18 protein-coding genes are annotated in these 20,065 nt (G+C 47.3%); 5 read left to right on the forward strand and 13 right to left on the reverse strand.

Going from position 1 to position 20,065, the window contains the following annotated elements; genetic code table 11:
- The first annotated feature begins 81 nt into the window (after positions 1 to 81).
- From ACLHR0_RS01670 to ACLHR0_RS01685, 4 genes are all read left to right on the forward strand, one after another.
- Complete coding sequence (locus tag ACLHR0_RS01670; protein ID WP_436484361.1) at positions 82 to 2,454, forward strand: prolyl oligopeptidase family serine peptidase; 2,373 nt, start codon at positions 82 to 84, stop codon at positions 2,452 to 2,454.
- A 265-nt stretch (positions 2,455 to 2,719) separates the two neighbouring features.
- Complete coding sequence (gene glmS / locus ACLHR0_RS01675; protein WP_429045496.1) at positions 2,720 to 4,555, forward strand: glutamine--fructose-6-phosphate transaminase (isomerizing); 1,836 nt, start codon at positions 2,720 to 2,722, stop codon at positions 4,553 to 4,555.
- A 90-nt stretch (positions 4,556 to 4,645) separates the two neighbouring features.
- Positions 4,646 to 6,847, forward strand: a complete 2,202-nt coding sequence (locus ACLHR0_RS01680) for a DUF4954 family protein (RefSeq protein WP_436484362.1) — start codon at positions 4,646 to 4,648, stop codon at positions 6,845 to 6,847.
- Entirely contained in the window at positions 6,835 to 7,407 is a 573-nt protein-coding gene (locus tag ACLHR0_RS01685) for a DNA-3-methyladenine glycosylase I (RefSeq protein WP_436484363.1), read from the forward strand. Before ACLHR0_RS01680 ends, ACLHR0_RS01685 begins: the two co-directional genes overlap by 13 nt.
- Before the next feature lie 232 nt (positions 7,408 to 7,639).
- On the opposite strand, the gene ACLHR0_RS01690 is transcribed toward ACLHR0_RS01685, so the two are convergent.
- From ACLHR0_RS01690 to ACLHR0_RS01730, 9 genes are all read right to left on the reverse strand, one after another.
- Positions 7,640 to 8,689, reverse strand: a complete 1,050-nt coding sequence (locus ACLHR0_RS01690; protein ID WP_436484364.1) for a cytochrome-c peroxidase — start codon at positions 8,687 to 8,689, stop codon at positions 7,640 to 7,642.
- A 7-nt stretch (positions 8,690 to 8,696) separates the two neighbouring features.
- On the reverse strand, positions 8,697 to 9,452 hold the full coding sequence (locus ACLHR0_RS01695) for an MbnP family protein (protein WP_436484365.1): 756 nt from the start codon (positions 9,450 to 9,452) through the stop codon (positions 8,697 to 8,699).
- A gap of 68 nt (positions 9,453 to 9,520) precedes the next feature.
- Positions 9,521 to 10,759 (reverse strand): sugar MFS transporter, encoded by a 1,239-nt coding sequence (locus tag ACLHR0_RS01700; RefSeq protein ID WP_429045485.1) that lies wholly within the window; start codon positions 10,757 to 10,759, stop codon positions 9,521 to 9,523.
- Between the two features lie 60 nt (positions 10,760 to 10,819).
- Complete coding sequence (locus tag ACLHR0_RS01705; RefSeq protein WP_436484366.1) at positions 10,820 to 11,602, reverse strand: SDR family oxidoreductase; 783 nt, start codon at positions 11,600 to 11,602, stop codon at positions 10,820 to 10,822.
- 20 nt (positions 11,603 to 11,622) lie between these two features.
- Positions 11,623 to 12,450, reverse strand: coding sequence for an amidohydrolase family protein (locus ACLHR0_RS01710; protein WP_429045481.1), 828 nt, complete (start codon positions 12,448 to 12,450; stop codon positions 11,623 to 11,625).
- Positions 12,451 to 12,501: 51 nt separating this feature from the next.
- Positions 12,502 to 12,831, reverse strand: coding sequence for an L-rhamnose mutarotase (locus tag ACLHR0_RS01715; RefSeq protein WP_370909761.1), 330 nt, complete (start codon positions 12,829 to 12,831; stop codon positions 12,502 to 12,504).
- 5 nt (positions 12,832 to 12,836) lie between these two features.
- Positions 12,837 to 13,688: a fumarylacetoacetate hydrolase family protein gene (locus ACLHR0_RS01720; RefSeq protein ID WP_370909760.1), complete on the reverse strand. Its 852-nt coding sequence runs from the start codon at positions 13,686 to 13,688 to the stop codon at positions 12,837 to 12,839.
- A 24-nt stretch (positions 13,689 to 13,712) separates the two neighbouring features.
- The gene (locus ACLHR0_RS01725) at positions 13,713 to 14,459 is read right to left on the reverse strand and encodes a hypothetical protein (RefSeq protein ID WP_429045479.1); all 747 of its coding nucleotides are present in this window, start codon (positions 14,457 to 14,459) and stop codon (positions 13,713 to 13,715) included.
- An 82-nt stretch (positions 14,460 to 14,541) separates the two neighbouring features.
- The gene (locus ACLHR0_RS01730) at positions 14,542 to 15,327 is read right to left on the reverse strand and encodes an SDR family NAD(P)-dependent oxidoreductase (protein WP_436484367.1); all 786 of its coding nucleotides are present in this window, start codon (positions 15,325 to 15,327) and stop codon (positions 14,542 to 14,544) included.
- A 144-nt stretch (positions 15,328 to 15,471) separates the two neighbouring features.
- Between ACLHR0_RS01730 and ACLHR0_RS01735 the strand changes: the two genes are divergently transcribed.
- The gene (locus ACLHR0_RS01735) at positions 15,472 to 16,149 is read left to right on the forward strand and encodes a M15 family metallopeptidase (protein ID WP_436484368.1); all 678 of its coding nucleotides are present in this window, start codon (positions 15,472 to 15,474) and stop codon (positions 16,147 to 16,149) included.
- 2 nt (positions 16,150 to 16,151) lie between these two features.
- Here ACLHR0_RS01735 and ACLHR0_RS01740 read toward each other — a convergent pair whose 3' ends face one another.
- From ACLHR0_RS01740 to leuD, 4 genes are all read right to left on the reverse strand, one after another.
- Positions 16,152 to 16,541, reverse strand: a complete 390-nt coding sequence (locus ACLHR0_RS01740; RefSeq protein ID WP_436484369.1) for a hypothetical protein — start codon at positions 16,539 to 16,541, stop codon at positions 16,152 to 16,154.
- A 273-nt stretch (positions 16,542 to 16,814) separates the two neighbouring features.
- Positions 16,815 to 18,320, reverse strand: a complete 1,506-nt coding sequence (locus ACLHR0_RS01745) for a 2-isopropylmalate synthase (RefSeq protein ID WP_370909755.1) — start codon at positions 18,318 to 18,320, stop codon at positions 16,815 to 16,817.
- Positions 18,321 to 18,346: 26 nt separating this feature from the next.
- Positions 18,347 to 19,426, reverse strand: a complete 1,080-nt coding sequence (gene leuB / locus ACLHR0_RS01750) for a 3-isopropylmalate dehydrogenase (RefSeq protein WP_436484370.1) — start codon at positions 19,424 to 19,426, stop codon at positions 18,347 to 18,349.
- Between the two features lie 37 nt (positions 19,427 to 19,463).
- Positions 19,464 to 20,063 carry a 3-isopropylmalate dehydratase small subunit gene (gene leuD, locus ACLHR0_RS01755; RefSeq protein ID WP_370909753.1) on the reverse strand — a complete coding sequence of 200 codons (600 nt, stop codon included), beginning with the start codon at positions 20,061 to 20,063 and terminating at the stop codon, positions 19,464 to 19,466.
- Between the last annotated feature and the right edge of the window lie 2 nt (positions 20,064 to 20,065).

Genomic DNA, 20,065 nt, shown 5'->3' on the forward strand with positions numbered 1-20,065 from the left:
ACCGCATTACGTCCATCCAAAACTTACGGCAATTTATGATTAAACCGTTACATTTATTCCCCAACAAAATAATGAACCGCTATGAGAAAATGGGTTATACCCGCCATTATTTTTTTATCAGCCAACCGCATCAGTGCCCAACAGGCAATGCCGCTCACGGTAGAAAAGATCATGCGCGATCCCAAATGGATAGGAACTTCTCCTGATAACGTTTTCTGGGGTACCGACAACCAGACCGTTTATTTCAGCTGGAATCCCGGCAAGCAACTGAGCGACTCCCTTTACTATGCCGGTGTTAAAAACAATACGCCCCGGATTACAACCGCAGGTGAGCGCTCTCTTATTAACGCCAAAGCTGCCGGTACCTGGAATGCAGATAAATCGCTACTGGCTTATTCCTATGAAGGGGATATTTATTTACTGGAGATAAAAAGCGGGAAAACCACCCGCATCACCAATACCAAAGCCGTGGAGTTTAACCCGGCATTCAGTTTCGGCGGTAAACAGGTGGTGTTTCAGCAAAACCGCGATCTTTATGGCTGGGACAAAGCTTCCGGGTTAATCAGTCAGCTTACCAGCTTTGAAGCAGGCAGCAAGCCGGCCGAAAACGATGACAGTAAAACCGGCAACGCAGAAGAAAAGTTCCTCAAAGCACAGCAAGAGGAACTGTTGCAGGTGATCCGTGATAAAAAAACAAAGAAAGACGCCGCCGAAGCTTTTGATAAAGCATACGACCCCAAACCACTACGGTCCCTGTACCTGCAAAACAAAAGACTAAGGGACCTGCAGATCAGTCCCGACGGGCGTTTCGTTACCTATAGCCTTTTCACCGCACCCACTGATGCCCGCAATACCATCGTTCCCGAATTTGTAACCGCCACCGGTTTCACCACCGATATTGCGGCCCGCGATAAAGTAGGCGCGCCGCAAGGCAGCTTCGAAAGTTTTGTATACGACCGGCAGCGTGATACGGTGCTCCCCATCAAAACCACTGATCTCCCCGGCATCAAAGACCAGCCCGATTACGTAAAGGACTACACGAAAAAGGATACGCCCAAAGTAAGGGAAGTAATTGTGAACGGTCCTTACTGGTCGGAACAAGGCACACATGCCATTGCCGACATCCGCTCACAGGATAATAAAGACCGCTGGATTGTACTCCTCAACGCTGAAAACGGTACCGTGAAAACACTGAACCGCCAGCGCGACGAAGCCTGGATAGGCGGCCCCGGCATTGGCTGGAGCATGGGTGGCAGCAATATCGGCTGGATAAATGAAAACACCTGCTGGTTCCAGTCGGAAGCCACCGGTTATTCACATCTGTATACCGCCAATGTAAACGATGGTACAGTTAAACCCCTCACCAGCGGCAACTATGAAGTACAGGAGGCACAATTATCTCCTGATAAAAAATACTTTTATATTACCACCAATGAAGTACACCCCGGTGAAAAACAATTTTACCGTATAGGCGTTGCCGGTGGAAAGGCCGAAAGGATCACTACCCTGCCCGGCGCCAATGAAGTAACTGTTTCTCCGGATGGAAAATGGATTGCGTTCCGTTACTCCTATTCCAACAAACCCTGGGAATTGTATGTGCAGCCAAACACACCGGGCGCAAAAGCAGTACAGGTCACCAACCTGGCGCAGACCGATGAATTTAAATCATATCACTGGCGCGATCCGCAGGTAATAACGATTACCGCGCGGGATAACCAGCCCGTGTATGCCCGCTTATACACCCCGGACCCTGCAAAAAATAATGGCGCGGCAGTGATTTTCGTACATGGCGCAGGCTACCTGCAAAATGCACATAAATGGTGGAGCTCCTATTTCAGGGAATACATGTTCCATAACCTGCTCACCGATAAAGGCTATACCGTACTGGACATGGATTACCGTGGCAGTGCCGGCTACGGCCGCAACTGGCGTACAGGCATTTACCGCTATATGGGCGGCAAGGATCTGGACGATGAAGTGGACGGCGCAAAATATCTGGCAGAAAAATTGCAGGTGGACGCCCATCGTATCGGTATCTACGGAGGCAGTTACGGCGGCTTTATGACGCTGATGGCCCTGTTCACCCAGCCAGATGTGTTTGCATCCGGCGCTGCGCTGAGGTCTGTAACGGACTGGGCGCATTATAATCATGGCTACACCAGCAATATACTGAATGAACCATTCACTGACAGTATTGCTTACCGCAGGTCTTCCCCCATCTACTTTGCAGATGGACTGAAAGGCAAACTGCTGATGTGTCATGGCATGGTGGATACCAATGTGCATTTCCAGGATATCGTGCGGCTGTCGCAGCGACTGATTGAATTAGGGAAGAATAACTGGGAGCTGGCCGTGTATCCCGTGGAAGACCACGGATTTACTACGCCCAGCAGCTGGACAGATGAATATAAAAGAATACTTTTGCTCTTCGAGAGTACGCTCTTGAAGAGATGATTGCATTTTAAATTTTTTTATTTAGTTCCGTCGATATAAAAAAATTATAAAAGGGGGATACAGTGAATGATGCAGGCTAATGTTAAGGAATCTTAATATTCGCAAGGATCGTTCCCGGTATTCCCTTTTTCATTTTACATTAGGACCGTTGTAAAATGCATGCTGACCATATCTTTACTTAAACAATATTCACATTTTCTGATGTGATCTTAACATTTTAATGCGATATTGCAATGATAAAACCTAGCACAAATCCAAAAACCTTATGTGTGGAATCGTAGCTTACATCGGGCAGAGAGAAGCCTACCCGGTAGTATTAAAAGGCCTCAAAAGACTGGAATACCGCGGATACGACAGCGCGGGAGTAGCCCTGATCAATAACGGGTTACAGGTATACAAGAAAAAAGATAAAGTTGCCGCCCTCGAAGCATTCGTGGAAGGAAAAGATCTCCGGAGTCATATTGCCATCGGGCATACCCGCTGGGCAACACACGGAGAACCCTGCGACCGCAATGCGCACCCGCATTTATCCGGCGACGGTAAACTGGCCATGATCCACAATGGCATCATTGAAAACTATGTACAGCTGAAACAGGAGCTCATTAACCAGGGCCATGTTTTTCATAGTGATACCGATACCGAAGTACTCCTTCATTTTATTGAGGAAATCAAAAAACAAAACCAGTGTTCACTGGAAGAAGCCCTGCGCATCGCTTTAAAAAGAGTGGTAGGCGCTTATGTGATTGTACTCATTGATGAAGAAAACCCGGATACCCTCATCGCCGCCCGCAAGGGAAGCCCGCTGGTAATAGGCGTTGGCAAGGGCGAACACTTCCTGGCTTCTGACGCATCTCCCATCATTGAATACACGAAAGAAGTAGTGTATGTAAATGATTATGAAATTGCCATCATCAAAGCAGATGAACTGATCCTGAAAAACATTTCCAATGAAAGGCAAACGCCTTACATTCAGAAACTGGATATCGAACTAGCTGCCATTGAAAAAGGAGGCTATGATCATTTCATGCTGAAGGAAATCTTTGAACAGCCGCAAACGATCTTCGATAGCTTACGTGGCCGTTTAGACGCGAAAAAAGGCACCCTCACCATGGGTGGCATGCGCGAATATGCGGATGTGCTGAGCAATGCCAAACGTATCATCATCGTAGCCTGCGGTACCTCCTGGCACGCAGGGCTGGTAGCCGAATACATGATTGAAGAATTATGCCGCATCCCGGTGGAAGTGGAATACGCTTCCGAGTTCCGCTACCGCAACCCGGTAGTAGGTCCCGGTGATGTCATCATTGCCGTATCGCAATCTGGCGAAACAGCCGATACCCTCGTAGCCATTGAAAGCGCTAAAGAAAAAGGCGCTATCATTCTCGGCGTTTGCAACGTGGTAGGTTCTTCTATTGCACGCTTATCTCACGCCGGCGCTTATACGCATGCCGGTCCTGAAATTGGCGTGGCCAGCACCAAAGCCTTTACTGCCCAGCTGGCAGTGCTTTGCCTGGTAGGCTTAAAACTGGCGGCCGATAAAGGCACCATCACCCCGCAAAGGTTCCAGCACCTGCTGGATGAACTGGAGCAGGTTCCTGAAAAAGTAGCAACGGCCCTTAAACTGGATAACCAGATCAAACAGGTAGCCGCCAAATATAAAGACGCACGTGATTTTCTCTACCTGGGCCGCGGATACAACTTCCCGGTAGCCCTGGAAGGAGCGCTCAAACTGAAAGAAATTTCCTATATCCACGCGGAAGGCTATCCTGCTGCGGAAATGAAACACGGTCCCATTGCACTGGTAGATGAAAACCTGCCGGTAGTAATTGTAGCCACGAAAGACAGCTACTACGAAAAAGTAGTGTCTAACATTCAGGAAATTAAAGCCCGTAAAGGTAAAGTGATCGCAGTAGTAACAGAAGGCGACAACACCATTCCTCCCATGGCGGATGATGTAATTTTTGTGCCTGCGGCAGATGAAATGGTAGCCCCTATCATTTCTGTAGTACCGTTACAACTGCTCGCTTATCATATAGGCGTGCTCAAAGGTCTGGACGTTGACAAACCCCGGAACCTTGCGAAATCAGTTACAGTAGAATAAAGACAATGGAGATACTCATCTGGTTATTTTATTATCTGCACGCATAATAAAATAACCAGATAGTCATTTCTCCTCAAATGATGTATCCTCATGAATAATATCCAAAAAAGACCCCTTTCCGATCTGGGGTATAATTTCATTGAAACCACGTTACCGAAAGGCAAAGACGAATATTATCTCCGTAATGAACAATGGAGCAGGCAGGACCAGTACAGGAAATTAACAGCATACGAAATAGAATCGCTGGTACGTAATGATAACACCTCCGACGACTGGAATATTATTTTTGTTTCCAACGAATTTGATCCACAACTGGTACAGCACTGCCACTTTTTCGGGATGGTACGTATCGGGAAACTGGAACCCTACTACCTGGAGTTCCATAACCTTCGGATGCCGGTGGGATTGTACAACAGTACCATCTGCGCCTGCGACTTCGGCGACAATGTAGTAGTACACAACGTAAATTACCTATCGCATTATATCCTCGGCAACGAGGTAATTGTAGCCAACGTAAACGAAATGGCTACTACCGATTATGCTAAGTTCGGAAACGGTATCCTGAAAGAAGGCGAAAACGAAAACGGCCGCATCTGGATGGAACTGTGCAATGAAAACGGTGGCAGAAGCGTAATGCCCTTTGATGGCATGCTCCCCGGAGATGCCTACCTGTGGACACGCTACCGCGATGATGAACAACTGCAACAGCAATTCAAATCGTTCACAGAAAAACAATTCGATAAAAAACGTGGCTACTACGGTATGGTTGGCGATCGTACAGTGATCAAAAACTGTAAGATGATCAAAGATGTTACCATTGGTACCGACGCATACCTGAAAGGCGCCAACAAACTGAAAAACCTTACCATCAACAGCAGCAGCGAAGCTTCTTCACAAATAGGAGAAGGCTGCGAAATGGTAAACGGTATCATCGGCTACGGCTGCCGCGTATTCTACGGCGTGAAAGCCGTTCGTTTTGTAATGGCCTCGCACTCGCAGTTGAAATACGGCGCCAGGCTGATCAACTCCTATCTCGGCAACAACGCCACTATCTCCTGCTGCGAAGTATTGAACTCACTCATCTTCCCGGCACATGAACAACACCATAACAACTCGTTCCTGTGTGCAGCGCTGATCATGGGTCAGAGCAACATGGCAGCAGGCGCCACCATCGGCTCCAATCACAACTCACGCGGCGCCGACGGTGAAATCATTGCCGGCAGAGGGTTCTGGCCGGGCCTGTGCGTAAGCCTGAAACATAATTCCCGCTTCGCCAGCTTCACCCTTATTTCCAAAGGCAACTATATGTCGGAGCTGAATATCTCCATTCCATTCAGCCTGGTGGTAAATGATGAACATGAAAACCGCCTGAAAATAATGCCCGGCTACTGGTTCCTGTACAACATGTACGCCATTGCCAGGAACTCCTGGAAATATGTAGACCGCGACAAACGCACCGATAAACAACAACTCATTGAATACGATTACCTGGCGCCGGATTCTGTAGAGGAAATATTCCAGGCGCTGGCGATCATGGAAACTGCCACCGGGAAAGCATGGTACGCCCTGCCGGAAAATGCCTCCAAAAAAGAACTAACGGAAAAGGACCTCCGTAAAAAAGGAAAGGACCTGTTAAAAAATAGTCCGGAAGAAGTAGCCAAGCTCACCATTCTCTCCAAAGGATTTGAAAACAGCTCGCGTGAAGTAGAACTGCTGAAAGTACACAAGGCTTATCCATTGTTCGTGGAAATGGTAGTACTGTATGCTGTTAAAAATATTCTCGCCGCAGAAAAACCATCATTCCTGGCTTTACAGGCCGCAGTAAGCACCGCTAAACGCGGCGACTGGCAAAACATCGGCGGACAACTGATGAAAGCGGAAACGGTAGCCACGCTCAAAACAAAGATCCGGAAAAATAAGATCAGCAGCTGGCCGCAACTGCACACGGCCTATGAAGAAATAGGCAATGAATATGCAGCCGACAAATTACAACATGCCGTAGCCTGCCTGCTGGAAATAAAAGACAGCTCCCTGAAAAATATGACCACCGCCGATCTCGCGCAATGGATGAACGATTCTGTTGTAACGATGGAGTGGATCACCGCACAAATTAAACGCTCCAGGGAGAAGGACTACAAAAATCCGTTCCGCCAGCTGGCCTATGAAAGTGAAAAAGAAATGAATGCAGTAGTTGGCAGCCTGGAAGACAATAGTTTCATTAAACAAACTGCTGAAGACCTGGAAAAGTATAAATTGCAGGTAAACAAAACCATCAGCGAATGGGAGCTATAGAAAAAGTAAGATGCCACTGGTCGGAGAAAGATAAGCTTTACCAGGACTACCACGACAAAGAATGGGGCACGCCCAGTCATGACGATAAACATCTCTTTGAAATGTTATGCCTGGAAGGTGCGCAGGCGGGTCTCAGCTGGTATACCGTACTTACCAAAAGAGAAAATTACCGCAAAGCCTTTGATAACTGGGACGCTAAAAAAATAGCGAAATACGACGAGAAAAAAGTGGAAGAACTGATGCAAAACGAGGGCATCATCCGCAACCGTCTGAAAATAAAATCTGTGATCGGCAACGCAAAAGCCTACCTCGCAGTCCAAAAGGAATTCGGCAGCTTTGACAAATACATATGGTCATTTGTCAACCACAAACCCATCGTTAATCACTACCGCAAAGGCATGGCCGGCGTTCCCGCCAAAACAGCCATTTCCGACGCCATGAGCAAGGACCTGCTGAAACGGGGATTCAAATTCGTGGGCTCCACCATCTGCTACGCCTACATGCAGGCCACCGGCATGGTAGACGACCACATGGAGGAGTGCTGGAAGAAGCGCGGATAATGCGGATTTTGTCTTGCTCAGGATTACGCTGATTATACTGATTAGCTGGATTTTTACTTTCTTGATTTTATAAAGGATTAAGGGAGATAGCAGCGGAGATATTCGCTTTTATCTCCCTTACTTATTATTAAAAAAATTAAAAAATCAAAGAAATCCAAAAAATCCAAAAGTAAAAATCCCGGTAATCAGTATAATCAGCGTAATCCTGAGCAAGACAAAACTCGCGGCGATCCTACTCGATCCGTACCTCACTAAGGGAAGCATTGCCGAGAAAAGAGTAGTCCGTGAGCGTGTTCAGAAAGAAATACAGCTGCCGCTTTTCCTGGTCCGACAACGGGATGCCCTGCTTTACCAGCGGGTCGGTGGTGGGAGTGACTTTCACACCGTGGTCGTAGAAGTCGAAAACCTGGAAAATATCGAAGAAACGCCCATCGTGCATATAAGGGGCGCTTTTGAGAATATTGCGCAGGGAAGGTACCTTAAAACGAAGATTATCATCTGTGCTCCCGGTGATCTTCATCCGGCCGATGTCATTCAATGCCGGTAAATAAGGCAGCCCATTACTGCGGTAGGTGAGATCTGTGAACAATGGTTCCTTATGACAGGCCGCGCACTTCTCCTGGAAAACGGTGTATCCTGCGTTTTCTTCAGCAGTGAAGGCAACGCCGGGGACTTTGAGCATTACGCTGTCGTATTTGGAACCGGCCGATACCATGGTGGCAATAAACTGGGTGAAGGCTTTGAACATGCGCTCACTGGTGATTTCTTCCGTACCAAAAGCAGCTTCGAACATACTCCTGTATTGGGAGTCTGTCCGCATTTTTTGCATCAGCTCCTTCAGGTCCACCGCCATTTCGTTGTGGTCTGTTAAGGGAGTGAGCGCCTGTATTTCGAGATGATTCACGCCGCCATCCCACATAAACGCTTTTTGCCAGATCATGTTAAACAGTACCGGTACAGAGCGGATGCCCTGCTGACCGGCCACGCCATGCGCCAATGCGTGATCAAAATGGCCGAAAGCCGCAAACTGCTGGTGACAAAAACCACAGGACACGGTGCTGTCCTGCGACAGGCGGTAATCATAAAACATAAACCGGCCCAATGCCACACCTGGTTTGGTGAGCGGGTTACGGGTGAAGTCGTATACCGGCCGCGGAAAATGCGCGGGCAGCTGCAGTAAAAAAGGCTCCGGCCCTTTTACCGCGCGCTTCTTTGTGCCCGCCTGCACCAGCGCCAGCAAAAGGCAAAACGCCCCAATGATGTATATGACCTTATGATTCACGCAGCGGCTAATTGGAAATACCTGTTATGTTAAACATATGCTGATAATTGCCGGCTACCTGTCTTGCTTTTACGCCCGGCGCCATGATCACGGTTATCTTTTTAAAACTTACAGTATCCGGTAAAAACCACTTTTCCACATCGGCAGTAAGATTAATACGGGGTTGTTTACCTGCTGCAATTGTTACCGGCTGCGGAAGCGGCAGCGTCACATATTTCAGCACACCATCTTTTGTTTTATAACCGCCGCAATGAAATAAAAATTCCTGCATAGGCGTGTTAACCGCAGCAGAATGACCTTCTATCTGCGCCATAATATAACCGCTGTTCCACGTCCAGAACATGCCGGATTCTACAGCCAGCGCGCCGGATTGCACCCCGCTCACATTACGGATACTATCTACCCCGATCAGGAAACGGATACTCTTATATTCGCCGGCAGGAATACTATCCAGCAGGATATTTTTTGAACTGTCGATCGCATCATCTACCAGGAAATAAGCCGGTGGCAAAGTAACCACATTGCCATTGACGGCTTCCAGTGAAAAGTTGCTGAGGAAATAACGGAAACGGCTGATGGTAAAAGCCTCTCCTGAAGCATTGGTGTAAGTGATCTCTTTCCTTACCAGCGGCTGCTGCCCCATCAGGTGGGTGAAAGACAATTGCAGGGAAGGTACAGGCCCGGGATCAGCAGGCGCCCCGGCAAACAACATGGTTACAACCAGGAACCAGCAAGCATAGGAAGCAAAAATCCGCAAAATCATGGTATCCTCTTTTGTTAAAGAAAGTTACAATGATTTTGCGGATTAAATATTAAAAAGAAATCTGCTGATTAAACTCTTTTATATCCTTTCCAGCCGTACAAAAACACAACAACAAAGCAGAAAGTAGGAATGCCGTAAGAAATAGCCAGCGACTGCCATTCCGTTACAATCCCCATCAGGTAAGGGACGGATGCACCACCTACGATAGACATTACCTGGAAAGAAGCGCCGCGTTTGGTATGTACACCCAGGTCTTTTACGCCCAATGCAAAAATGGTAGGGAACATAATAGACATGAAGAAGAAGATAGCGATAAGCGCGTATACAGAAGGAGCCCCGTTACCAGTCATTACAAAAGCGCAGAGTAGGACATTTATAAACGCATAAACAGCAAGCAATTGATTCGGAGCGATTTTGCGCATAAGTGCTGTGCCCACAAAGCGACCTCCTGTGAACAGTGCCATACCAATAGAGAGCAGAAGTGATGCATTTTTAGCAGAGGTGCCATGCCAGTATTCAGTTACATAGTTAATAAACAAAGCGCCTACACCTACCTGAGCCGCCACATAAAAGAATTGTGCTACCACTCCTAATACAAAATGCCGGTGAGCAAAAAGCGGGCGGGTATCCGCCATCACCTCTTCACCTTCCTGTTTTGCTTCTTCAATTTCTGGCAAGGGAGTTCTTACGAAAAAAGCTGCTATTAGCAATACTACAACAGCAATAGCAACATAAGTAATCTTTACCGTGGTGAGATCTCCTTTACCAGTGCCGAGAAATAGCCAGGCACCAATAATAGGTCCCAGGAAAGACCCCAGCCCGTTAAAACACTGTGATAAATTCAACCGTTGCTCGGAAGTAGCTTTATCTCCCAACACGGTTACATATGGATTGGCAGCCGTTTCCAGGCAGGCCAATCCGCAAGCAAGTATAAACAATGCCAGCAAGAAGAAATCAAAATTGAGTGCGTTGGCCGCTGGATAAAAAAGAAATGCACCGGTAGCATACAACAGCAAACCCAGTATGATCCCCTTCTTGTAGCCAAATTTGTTCATAAACATTCCCGCAGGAAATGCCATGAGGAAATAAGCGCCGAAATAAGCGCCCTGTAATAAAGTAGAACGTTTCGTAGTAATGCTCAATACTTCCTGGAAATGTTTATTTAATACATCCAGCAGCCCGTATGCCAGTCCCCATAGGAAGAACAGGCTGGTAACCAGGATCAGCGGGAACAGGTAGCTGCCAGGCTTTGCGCCTGTATCTTTACTGGTGGTATAGGTGGAATTACTTACTGCGCCTCCGGCCATAACGAAGAATTTAATGTTTCAGGTGATTAAATGTTGATAACGTGTGTTGGCTCTTTATCCTTAGCTGATGGATCTGTCGAGATGCGTGTAACCACCATCTACGTATACGATTTGTCCGGTTGTGTGAGATGAACGTGACGACAGCAGGAATACGGTGCTGTTGGCGATTTCTGTTGAAGTGGTCATCCTTTTTTCAAATGGAATGTTAGCCGTGATAGACGCCAGTTTTTCTTTTGGATTGGGCAACGAATTAATCCAGGTTTCATACAGCGGCGTCCATACTTCAGCTGGGATAACCGTGTTTACACGAATGGAGTATGGCAGCAATTCCACTGCCCACTCACGGGTAAGCGCGTTGATAGCGCCTTTGGAGGCAGCATAACCACTGGTGTTCCCCTGGCCGGTATCGGCTACTTTAGATCCGATGTTCACAATATTTCCTTTGGTGACCTTCAGGTACGGCAATGCAAAATGCGCCAGGTTGTAGTAGTGTGATAAATTATTTTGCAGCGACTGCATAAACCGCTCGGGGCTGCCATTTTCCAGTCCTACGCCATCATTGGCGCCGGCATTGTTTACCAGGCCGTCTATTCTGCCATACTTTGCTATCGTTTCAGAGATCACTTTTTTACAATCTTCCACTTTACCCAGTTCTGCGGTAACGGCGATCGCCTTACCACCCACCGCGATAATTTCGTTTACGGTTTTTTCATTATCGGCAGTACTGCGGCCGGCAATCACGGTAATACCACCTTCTGCTGCTATCAGCTTTGCGATAGCTTCCCCGATTCCTTTTGCACCACCGGTAACGATAATCACTTTCTCCTGTAATCCTAAATCCATAGTATGTATGATATTATTTTTTATAGATGATAAAATGAGCGGGCATTGCCTCCCATTATCTGTTCCTGTTCACTTGTTGATAAGGTGCTGATGAAATCTGTCACGATGCCTTTCACTTCGTGGTACCTGGCGGCTACCAGGCACACGGGCCAGTCGGAGCCATACACCAGCCTGTTTGCACCAAAGGCTTCCAGCGCTACTTCCAGGAAAGGCCGGAAGTGTGCCGGCTCCCACTGCTGCCAGTCGGCTTCGGTAACCATGCCGCTTAGTTTGCAGTATACGTTTGGCGACTGTGCAATGCGGCGCATATGTGCCGCCCATGCGTCCAGTTCACCGGCTTTAATATCGGGCTTGGCCAGGTGATCAATGATCAGTGGCTGGTCAGGGAACTGCTGTACAAATTCTTCTACCGCAGGTAACTGTTTCGGATATACGAGAATATCATACGTGAACCGGTGCTTCGCCAGCGCTTTGATACCGCGGCAGAAATGTTCCCCGAGAATAAACCGGTTATCCGCCTCACCCTGTACAATATGGCGGAAGCCTTTCAGCTTCGGATGTGCAGCGTACTGTTCCAGTTGTTCACTGATATTTTCAGCGCGGAGGTCTGTCCAGCCCACCACGCCTTTAATAAAATCATGCTTATCCGCCAGCGCCAGTAAAAAGGCCGTTTCATCCGGCGACTGATCCGCCTGTACCGCCACACAGCCGTGAACGCCGTTTTCAGCCAATACGGGGGCCAGGTCTTCCGGGTAAAAGTCGCGGCGGATCACTTCCATAGATTCATCGATCCATGCGTCGCGGACAGGATCGTATTGCCAGAAATGCTGATGTGCGTCAATAACCATGTAGATATTTTTTGCATACCGGTCGCCGGAAGTTCCGGCGGCCGGTATACTTTACAATGCAAAAATCTGATCCATAATCACCCACTTCTCACCTTCCTTTGCTACCGGCAATGACTGCTGGTATTTCCACATCAGCTGTTCCCACACCTTTACGGCGGGATTGGCAGCGTCCATCGCATCTTTACGTTCAAAGGAGAAAGTATCGTCTACTTCCATGATCATAAACAGGCGGTTACCGGCACGGTAAATATCCATTACGGTAATGCCGGCGTCCGTGATACTCTTTTTTATTTCAGCGGATACGTTGCGGTGATGCGCTTCATATTCGCTGATCAATTGCGGATCATCTACCAGATCCAGCGCCAGACAATATCTTTTCATAATTATTATTTACAGGCTACAGCAGTTTGTTTGGAAGTACCCAAACCATCAATACCCAGTTCAATCACATCCCCTGCTTTGAGGTATACCTGCGGATTCATGCCCAGACCCACACCAGCAGGCGTACCGGTGGAAATCACATCTCCCGGGAGCAGGGTCATGAACTGGCTCAGGTAAGCCACTACATAAGCTACGTTGAATATAAAGTTGGAAGTATTGCCATCCTGCATTTTCTGACCGTTAACGGTGAGCCATAAACGAAGATTATTCACATCGGCAATTTCATCTTTGGTAGCCAGCCATGGGCCTAACGGAGCGAATGTATCGCAGCTCTTTCCTTTTACCCACTGTCCGTTTCTTTCAATCTGGAAAGCTCTTTCGCTGTAGTCGTTATGCAGGCAGTAACCCGCTACGTAGTCCATTGCGTCTTTTTCTTCCACATAAGTGGCCTTTTTGCCAATTACTACTGCCAATTCCACTTCCCAGTCGGTTTTCTGACTGTTGCGCGGAATCACCAGGTCGTCGTTTGGACCCACCAGTGCGCTGGTACTTTTAAAGAACACGATAGGTTCTGTAGGAATGGCTGCGTTGGTTTCACGCGCATGATCTGCGTAGTTAAGACCGATACAGATAATTTTGGAAGGACGGAGGATAGGTGAGCCCAAACGTGTACCGGCAGGCACCTGCGGGCATTCTGCAGCATGTGCGCCATACCATTCTGATAACCGCGCCAGCCCGTTGGTTTCAAAGAATTTCTCTCCAAAATCTTCACCAAAAGCACTCACGTCAAACATTCCCGCTGCGGTTGCAACACCCGGTTTTTCTTCTCCCGGTAAACCAAACCTGATCAGTTTCATATCGATATTATTTATTTATTAGTCTTACTTAATTTCTTTCAGTGTTTTAATCTGTAATCTTCCGTTTTCCACATGCAGGTCAATCACCGGTTCTGCTTTACCATCTTTTACAAAAGAGAAATACACATGATCATTTTGTCCTGTTGGCTGGATCACACCTTTACTGCCACTGGGCACGGGCATGAACATACTTTTACGGAGACCGCCAAATTCCACATACAGCTCCAGGCTGTCGGGTGAGGCATCCGGCTTGATCTCTGCAATAAAATCTGCCAGGATGTTTCCGGACTGGATACTCTTTTTATATTGCTGCAACATTTCGCCGCCGGCAGATACCTTACCAAGACCCAGCGTACCTTCCATGTATGCCCAGATTGGCTCAGGCGGCGTGGCAGCCCATAATATTTTCATGTCTTTTTTACTGTCTACAAAAGCGTGGTAATAACGTGGCTGATGATTCGCTTTCATAACGCCGATATAACAGCTGTTGGGCTCATTCCACAACACCTTATAAAGGTCTTGTTCCGGTGCGTCTTTCAGGATTGTTTGTTCAAAAGTTTTTTCCTTTGTTCCTTCTTTCAGCTGAAATTTAATCGTGACCAGCGAAGTATCTTTTTCCTTATCAGAAAAAGTAACAGATACGGTACCACCCGGTGTAGCCGGTTTAACCGCTGTGGCGGAATCCCCGGTAGCAGTTTCCTTGTTGGTACCGGAATTACAGGCAGATAATACGGCTATTGCTATTGCCAGCCCTATTCGAAAATGTTGCATGATATAACTAAAAATTAATGAATGAATAACTTGAAAGATACGGGTAATCGTCCGCACTTTAAAACACACATCATATTAATTATTAATTATTAAGCCTGATAAAACCGCCATCGATGGGATAGTCGGTTCCGGTAATAAAGCCTGCTTCGTCGGAACACAGGAATAACGCCAGGTTACCCACTTCCACTGGTTTAGCCATGCGGCCGATGGGTTGTGTTTTACTCAGCTTATCAAACATTTCAGCTTCCCTGCCCGGGTAATTCTTGGCAATAAATCCATCCACAAACGGCGTGTGTACTCTTGCGGGCGACACGCAGTTGCAACGGATATTAGCGCCGAGGTAATCTTTCGCCACGGATAATGTCATAGTCAGCACCGCGCCCTTACTCATAGAGTAGGCCAGCCTGTCCGGTATACCTACACTGGAAGCAATGGATGCCACATTGAGGATCACACCGCCGCCCTGTGCTTTCATTTGTTTAATGACTGCATACATGCAGTTATAGGTGCCCTTCACATTTACCTGGTACACCCTGTCGAAGTCCTGTTCCGCCGTATTTTCGAGGTTACCCACATGCGCAATGCCTGCACAGTTCACCAGGATATCCAGTTTACCGGCCGTTTGTACAATACCGTCCATAACGCCTATCACGGCTGCCTGGTCGGCTACATTGCACGCATGCACACTTGCCTGGCCACCTGCTGCCTTGATTTCCTCTGCTGTAGCTTTACCACCATCTTCATTCAGCTCCAGGATATGCACCTGCGCACCCTGGGCCCCGAATGTTTTTGCTATTGCCTGTCCTATGCCGCTACCACCACCTGTGATAACCGCTACTTTATTGTCTAGTCTGAACAGTTCCATCATTAAAAAATTTAAGGGTTCTAAAATACCTATTAATATAAGGTGATTGCAATTGTATTTTCACTGTATTTCATACTTTCTTGCCTAATTTTCGCAAAATTCAATAATCAGGTCCAAATACGGGGCTTTTTCTGCAATTTTAAGCACATGAAAATAATACTGTTAGCGGCGCTCCTGTGGACCATTTCCGGCCAGCTATCCGCCCAGAAAATACCGGTGAATAAATACGGACTCGCCGTATTGAGCACCCGGCAGCAATATGATCAGCTGGTGAAAGCCGACAGCAACCAGCTGCTCGTAAACCTGGAAAAGTATATCCCGGGCATCAAAAAAGATGTGCGCTATGCCACCACCAATAACTTCACCAAACAAAAGCTTTATACCCGCACCGATATTTACCTCCGGCTGCCGGCAGCCAAAGCCCTCAAAGCAGTACAGGAAGCCCTGCGCAAAAAGGGATACGGCCTGCTTATTTACGATGCATACCGTCCTTATCATGTAACGGAAACGATGTTTAAAATAGTACCAAACGATCTCTATGCGGCCGATCCCCGCAAAGGATCGGGGCACAACCGCGGCGTGGCCATAGACCTGAGTATGGTAAGCCTGAAAACAAATAAGCCCGTGGCAATGCCTACGGACTTTGATGATTTTACCCTGAAAGCGCATGAAAACTACACCCCGCCGGACCCGGCAATGGCGGCCAACCGCAAATTGTTAAAAGATACCATGATGCAACATGGCTTTAAAGGAAGTTCTACAGAATGGTGGCACTTCTATCTGCCGGATTATAAAAAATACCCGCTGATGGATATCTTCTTTTAAGATCATGGAATCTTCACGGTATCCACCCGGTTGGGAATCCCCTCCCACTTTAAATAATAGGTGCCGTTATCGGCAGGTATAAAAGAATACGTTTTGGTTTGTGTAGTAAATGCCTGTGTACATACGGTGCAGGTATTGTATATATATTCCGCCTTTAGCAGTACGGTATCCTTGTCCCTCATCTCCACAATTTTGTTGATGGCGTAGCAGGAATTGGGGAAGGTACAGCTTACATCATAAAAAGCACCGTTCTGACCTCTTGCATCGCTGGTGGATTTACCCATGTATTTCGCGCCCACAATATTCACCCATCCGTACTGGGAGCAATTATCTCCTTCTTTGCTGCAACCGGCAAAGAGTAAAAAGGCAAGGAGTAAGGGAATTGTTTTCATCAGGCAAATATTTCACCCGTAGAACGGGGTGGCGCGGGAAAAGTTACAGCACGCGGATTTTGTCTTTCTCAGGATTACGCTGATTTTACTGATTAACCGGATTTTTACTTTTGGATTTTTTTTAGATTTCTTTGATTTTTTTTAATAATAAGTAAGGGAGATAAAAGCGAATATATCCGCTTCTATCTCCCTTAATCCTTTATAAAATCAAAAAAGTAAAAATCCAGTTAATCAGTAAAATCAGCGTAATCCTGAGAAAGACAAAATCCGCGGCTAGTATATCTTGTTCAGCGCGTCCACGTAGGCGTGCACGGAAGCGTTCACGATATCGGTGGAGATACCGAAACCGTAGTACGACTGGCCGTTATGTTTTACGCGCATGTTTACTTTACTCACATCATCGCTGCCGCCGCGCATGGATTGAATATTAAATTCATCCAGTTCAATATCGTCTTTAATAATATCGTGGATCGCATTGATGGTAGCATTAACGGGACCATTACCGGCAGCACTGGCTTCTTTTTCTTCGCCATTGATACGCAGTTTAACGGTAGCCATGGGGCGGAGCGGATCGCCGCAAACCACCTGCAGTAAGATTACTTTGATGGCATTGTCACCGTAGGTTTTAGCGTCGCCGTCGCCCATCAGTTCCAGCAGATCGGCATCATTGATTTCCTTTTTGGTATCCGCCATCAGCAGGAAGCGTTGGTACACTTCGTCGATGTTTACTCTTTCCAGGTTGTATCCCAGGCGCGACAGGTGATGCTTCAGCGCATGACGGCCGCTGCGGGCAGTGAGGATAATGGAGTTGGAGTTGATCCCTACATCTTCAGGGTTCAGGATCTCGTAGTTCTCGCGGTGTTTCAGCACGCCATCCTGGTGGATGCCGGAGCTGTGTGCAAATGCGTTACGGCCTACAATGGCTTTGTTGGGCTGTACCGGCATGTGCATCATGGTTTCCACGAGATTACTGATTTCATAGATCCCTTTTGAGTTGATCTGGGTATGATAACCCAGGGCATGATGCGTTTTCAGGATCATGGCTACTTCTTCCAGCGAAGTGTTACCGGCACGTTCACCGATACCATTGATAGTACATTCCACCTGGCGCGCGCCGTTGATAATACCTGCAATGGTATTGGCGGTAGCCAAACCGAGGTCGTTATGACAGTGAACGGAAATGATCGCTTTATCGATATTGGAAACGTGATCTACGAGGTACTTGATTTTTGCGCCATACTGATCGGGCAGGCAGTAACCGTTGGTATCGGGGATGTTAACGGTGGTAGCACCGGCTGCAATCACGGCTTCGATCATGCGGGCCAGGTATTCATTGTCTGCGCGGCCGGCATCTTCTGCATAAAATTCCACATCGTCGGTAAACTTGCGGGCATAGGTTACAGCGGCTACGGCACGTTGTAAAATTTCATCGCGGGTGCTGTTGAATTTATATTTGATGTGCATATCGGAAGAACCGATACCGGTATGGATACGTTTGCGTTTTGCGAAGCGTAAAGCATCTGCGGCAGCATCAATGTCTTTGTTATTGGCACGGGTAAGTGCGCAGATCACGGGCTCTGTAACCGCTTTGGAAATTTCCACCACGCTCTGGAAGTCGCCCGGACTTGAAATCGGGAAACCTGCTTCAATGATATCTACGCCTAGTGCTTCGAGTTTTTTAGCTACTTCAATTTTTTCAACGGTTGTCAGTTGACAGCCGGGGACCTGTTCTCCATCACGCAAGGTGGTATCAAAGACGTATACACGATTTTTATCCATGATAGTGTAATAATTTTATTGAATGATTAATTCAGATTCTCTAATACTTTGGCGCCCATCGCATCGGTGCCCATAATGAAATCGTTCACGGTGTGTTTGTTGGCGATGTCCATTGTTCTGTAACCCTGTCTGAGAGTAGCTTCCACGGCTTTGATCACCCGTTGTGATTCTGTTTTCAGGCCGAAGGAAATATCCAGCATGAGGGCAGCGGATAAGATAGAAGCCAGCGGATTGGCAATGCCTTTACCGGCAATATCATGTGCAGATCCGTGGATCGGTTCAAAGAAACCGGTGCTGTCACCGATGGAGGCAGATGCCAGCATACCCATGGAACCAGCGATCTGGGAGGCTTCATCCGTAAGGATATCTCCAAACAGGTTACCGGTAACCACTACATCAAAGCGTTTAGGATCTTTGATCAGCTGCATGGCCGCGTTGTCGATGAACATATGTTCTGTTTCCACATCAGGGTATTCTTTTGCTACTTCCTGCACCACTTCTCTCCAGAGACGGCTTGCTTCCAGCACGTTTGCTTTATCCACAGAGCACAGCTTTTTGCGGCGGGTACGCGCTGCTTCATAAGCTTTGCGGGCAATGCGTTCTACTTCATAACGGTGGTAGATCATGAGGTCCGAAGCGGTGTTGCGGTCGGCAGTCCGGGTCTTTTCACCGAAATACACGTCGCCGGTCAGCTCACGGAAAAAGAGGATATCTGAACCGCGTAAAATTTCCGGTTTAATGCTGGATGCTTCCAGCAGTTCATCAAACAACTTTATCGGGCGGAGGTTGGCATACAATCCCAGTTCTTTCCTGATCTTCAGCAAACCTTGTTCTGGTCTTACTTTCAGGGTAGGATCGTTGTCATATTTAGCATGACCGATAGCGCCGAACAGGATAGCATCGGCGTTCCGTGCTTTCTGCAGCGTTTCTTCAGGCAGCGGATCACCGGTAGCTTCAATGGCTACGTGGCCCATGATCCCTTCTTCGAAGGTAAAAGTGTGGTGATAATTTTTGGCTATTGTTGTCAGCACTTTTTGTCCCCATGCGGTCACTTCCTGTCCGATCCCATCCCCGGGTATAACTAGTATTTTCTTCTCAACGCCCATATATGTGTTTAGCTTTTAGTATTTAGCTTTTTGATGATTAGAAATTATATGTTCTTGTGGTTTCGTATTGTTCAATTTCTTTACGGAGGCTCAGCAGGTAATCGATATCATCATAGCCGTTGAGCAGGCATGTTTTTTTATACTGGTTGATATCGAAGTTTTCTTTTTCGCCGGTGCTCACAATTTTTATGAACTGGTTTTCCAGGTCTACTTCCAGTTCGGCTTTAGGATCGGCTTCTATGGCTTTAAAGATCCGGTCCAGGAAATCTTCTGATACCTGGATGGGTAAAATGAAGGTGTTGAGGGCGTTATTTTTAAAGATGTCTGCAAAGAAGCTACTCACCACTACTTTAAAACCGGCATCCGCAATCGCCCAGGCAGCGTGTTCACGGGAGGAACCACAACCGAAGTTTTTACCGCCTACGAGGATCTGGCCACTGTAGATGGGATTGTTCATCACAAAATCCGCCTTTGGCGTATTATCGGCTTCATAGCGCCAGTCGCGGAACAGGTTTTCGCCGAAACCTTCCCGGGTGGTAGCTTTCAGGAAGCGTGCGGGGATGATCTGGTCTGTATCTATATTCTCGATGGGTACAGGTACCGCAGATGAAACGAGGTGTTGAAATATTTTACTCATGA

It is taken from the genome of Chitinophaga sp. ARDCPP14, assembly GCF_051362515.1.
In the GTDB taxonomy this organism is placed as follows: Bacteria; Bacteroidota; Bacteroidia; order Chitinophagales; family Chitinophagaceae; genus Chitinophaga.

What these genes read in the sequence shown, in the direction of transcription:
- ACLHR0_RS01670 (WP_436484361.1), top strand. Translation starts at nt 82, where the DNA reads ATGAGAAAATGGGTTATACCCGCCATTATTTTTTTATCAGCCAACCGC.
- glmS (WP_429045496.1), top strand. Translation starts at nt 2,720, where the DNA reads ATGTGTGGAATCGTAGCTTACATCGGGCAGAGAGAAGCCTACCCGGTA.
- ACLHR0_RS01680 (WP_436484362.1), top strand. Translation starts at nt 4,646, where the DNA reads ATGAATAATATCCAAAAAAGACCCCTTTCCGATCTGGGGTATAATTTC.
- ACLHR0_RS01685 (WP_436484363.1), top strand. Translation starts at nt 6,835, where the DNA reads ATGGGAGCTATAGAAAAAGTAAGATGCCACTGGTCGGAGAAAGATAAG.
- ACLHR0_RS01695 (WP_436484365.1), bottom strand. Translation starts at nt 9,452, where the DNA reads ATGATTTTGCGGATTTTTGCTTCCTATGCTTGCTGGTTCCTGGTTGTA.
- ACLHR0_RS01700 (WP_429045485.1), bottom strand. Translation starts at nt 10,759, where the DNA reads ATGGCCGGAGGCGCAGTAAGTAATTCCACCTATACCACCAGTAAAGAT.
- ACLHR0_RS01705 (WP_436484366.1), bottom strand. Translation starts at nt 11,602, where the DNA reads ATGGATTTAGGATTACAGGAGAAAGTGATTATCGTTACCGGTGGTGCA.
- ACLHR0_RS01710 (WP_429045481.1), bottom strand. Translation starts at nt 12,450, where the DNA reads ATGGTTATTGACGCACATCAGCATTTCTGGCAATACGATCCTGTCCGC.
- ACLHR0_RS01715 (WP_370909761.1), bottom strand. Translation starts at nt 12,831, where the DNA reads ATGAAAAGATATTGTCTGGCGCTGGATCTGGTAGATGATCCGCAATTG.
- ACLHR0_RS01720 (WP_370909760.1), bottom strand. Translation starts at nt 13,688, where the DNA reads ATGAAACTGATCAGGTTTGGTTTACCGGGAGAAGAAAAACCGGGTGTT.
- ACLHR0_RS01725 (WP_429045479.1), bottom strand. Translation starts at nt 14,459, where the DNA reads ATGCAACATTTTCGAATAGGGCTGGCAATAGCAATAGCCGTATTATCT.
- ACLHR0_RS01730 (WP_436484367.1), bottom strand. Translation starts at nt 15,327, where the DNA reads ATGATGGAACTGTTCAGACTAGACAATAAAGTAGCGGTTATCACAGGT.
- ACLHR0_RS01735 (WP_436484368.1), top strand. Translation starts at nt 15,472, where the DNA reads ATGAAAATAATACTGTTAGCGGCGCTCCTGTGGACCATTTCCGGCCAG.
- ACLHR0_RS01740 (WP_436484369.1), bottom strand. Translation starts at nt 16,541, where the DNA reads ATGAAAACAATTCCCTTACTCCTTGCCTTTTTACTCTTTGCCGGTTGC.
- ACLHR0_RS01745 (WP_370909755.1), bottom strand. Translation starts at nt 18,320, where the DNA reads ATGGATAAAAATCGTGTATACGTCTTTGATACCACCTTGCGTGATGGA.
- leuB (WP_436484370.1), bottom strand. Translation starts at nt 19,426, where the DNA reads ATGGGCGTTGAGAAGAAAATACTAGTTATACCCGGGGATGGGATCGGA.
- leuD (WP_370909753.1), bottom strand. Translation starts at nt 20,063, where the DNA reads ATGAGTAAAATATTTCAACACCTCGTTTCATCTGCGGTACCTGTACCC.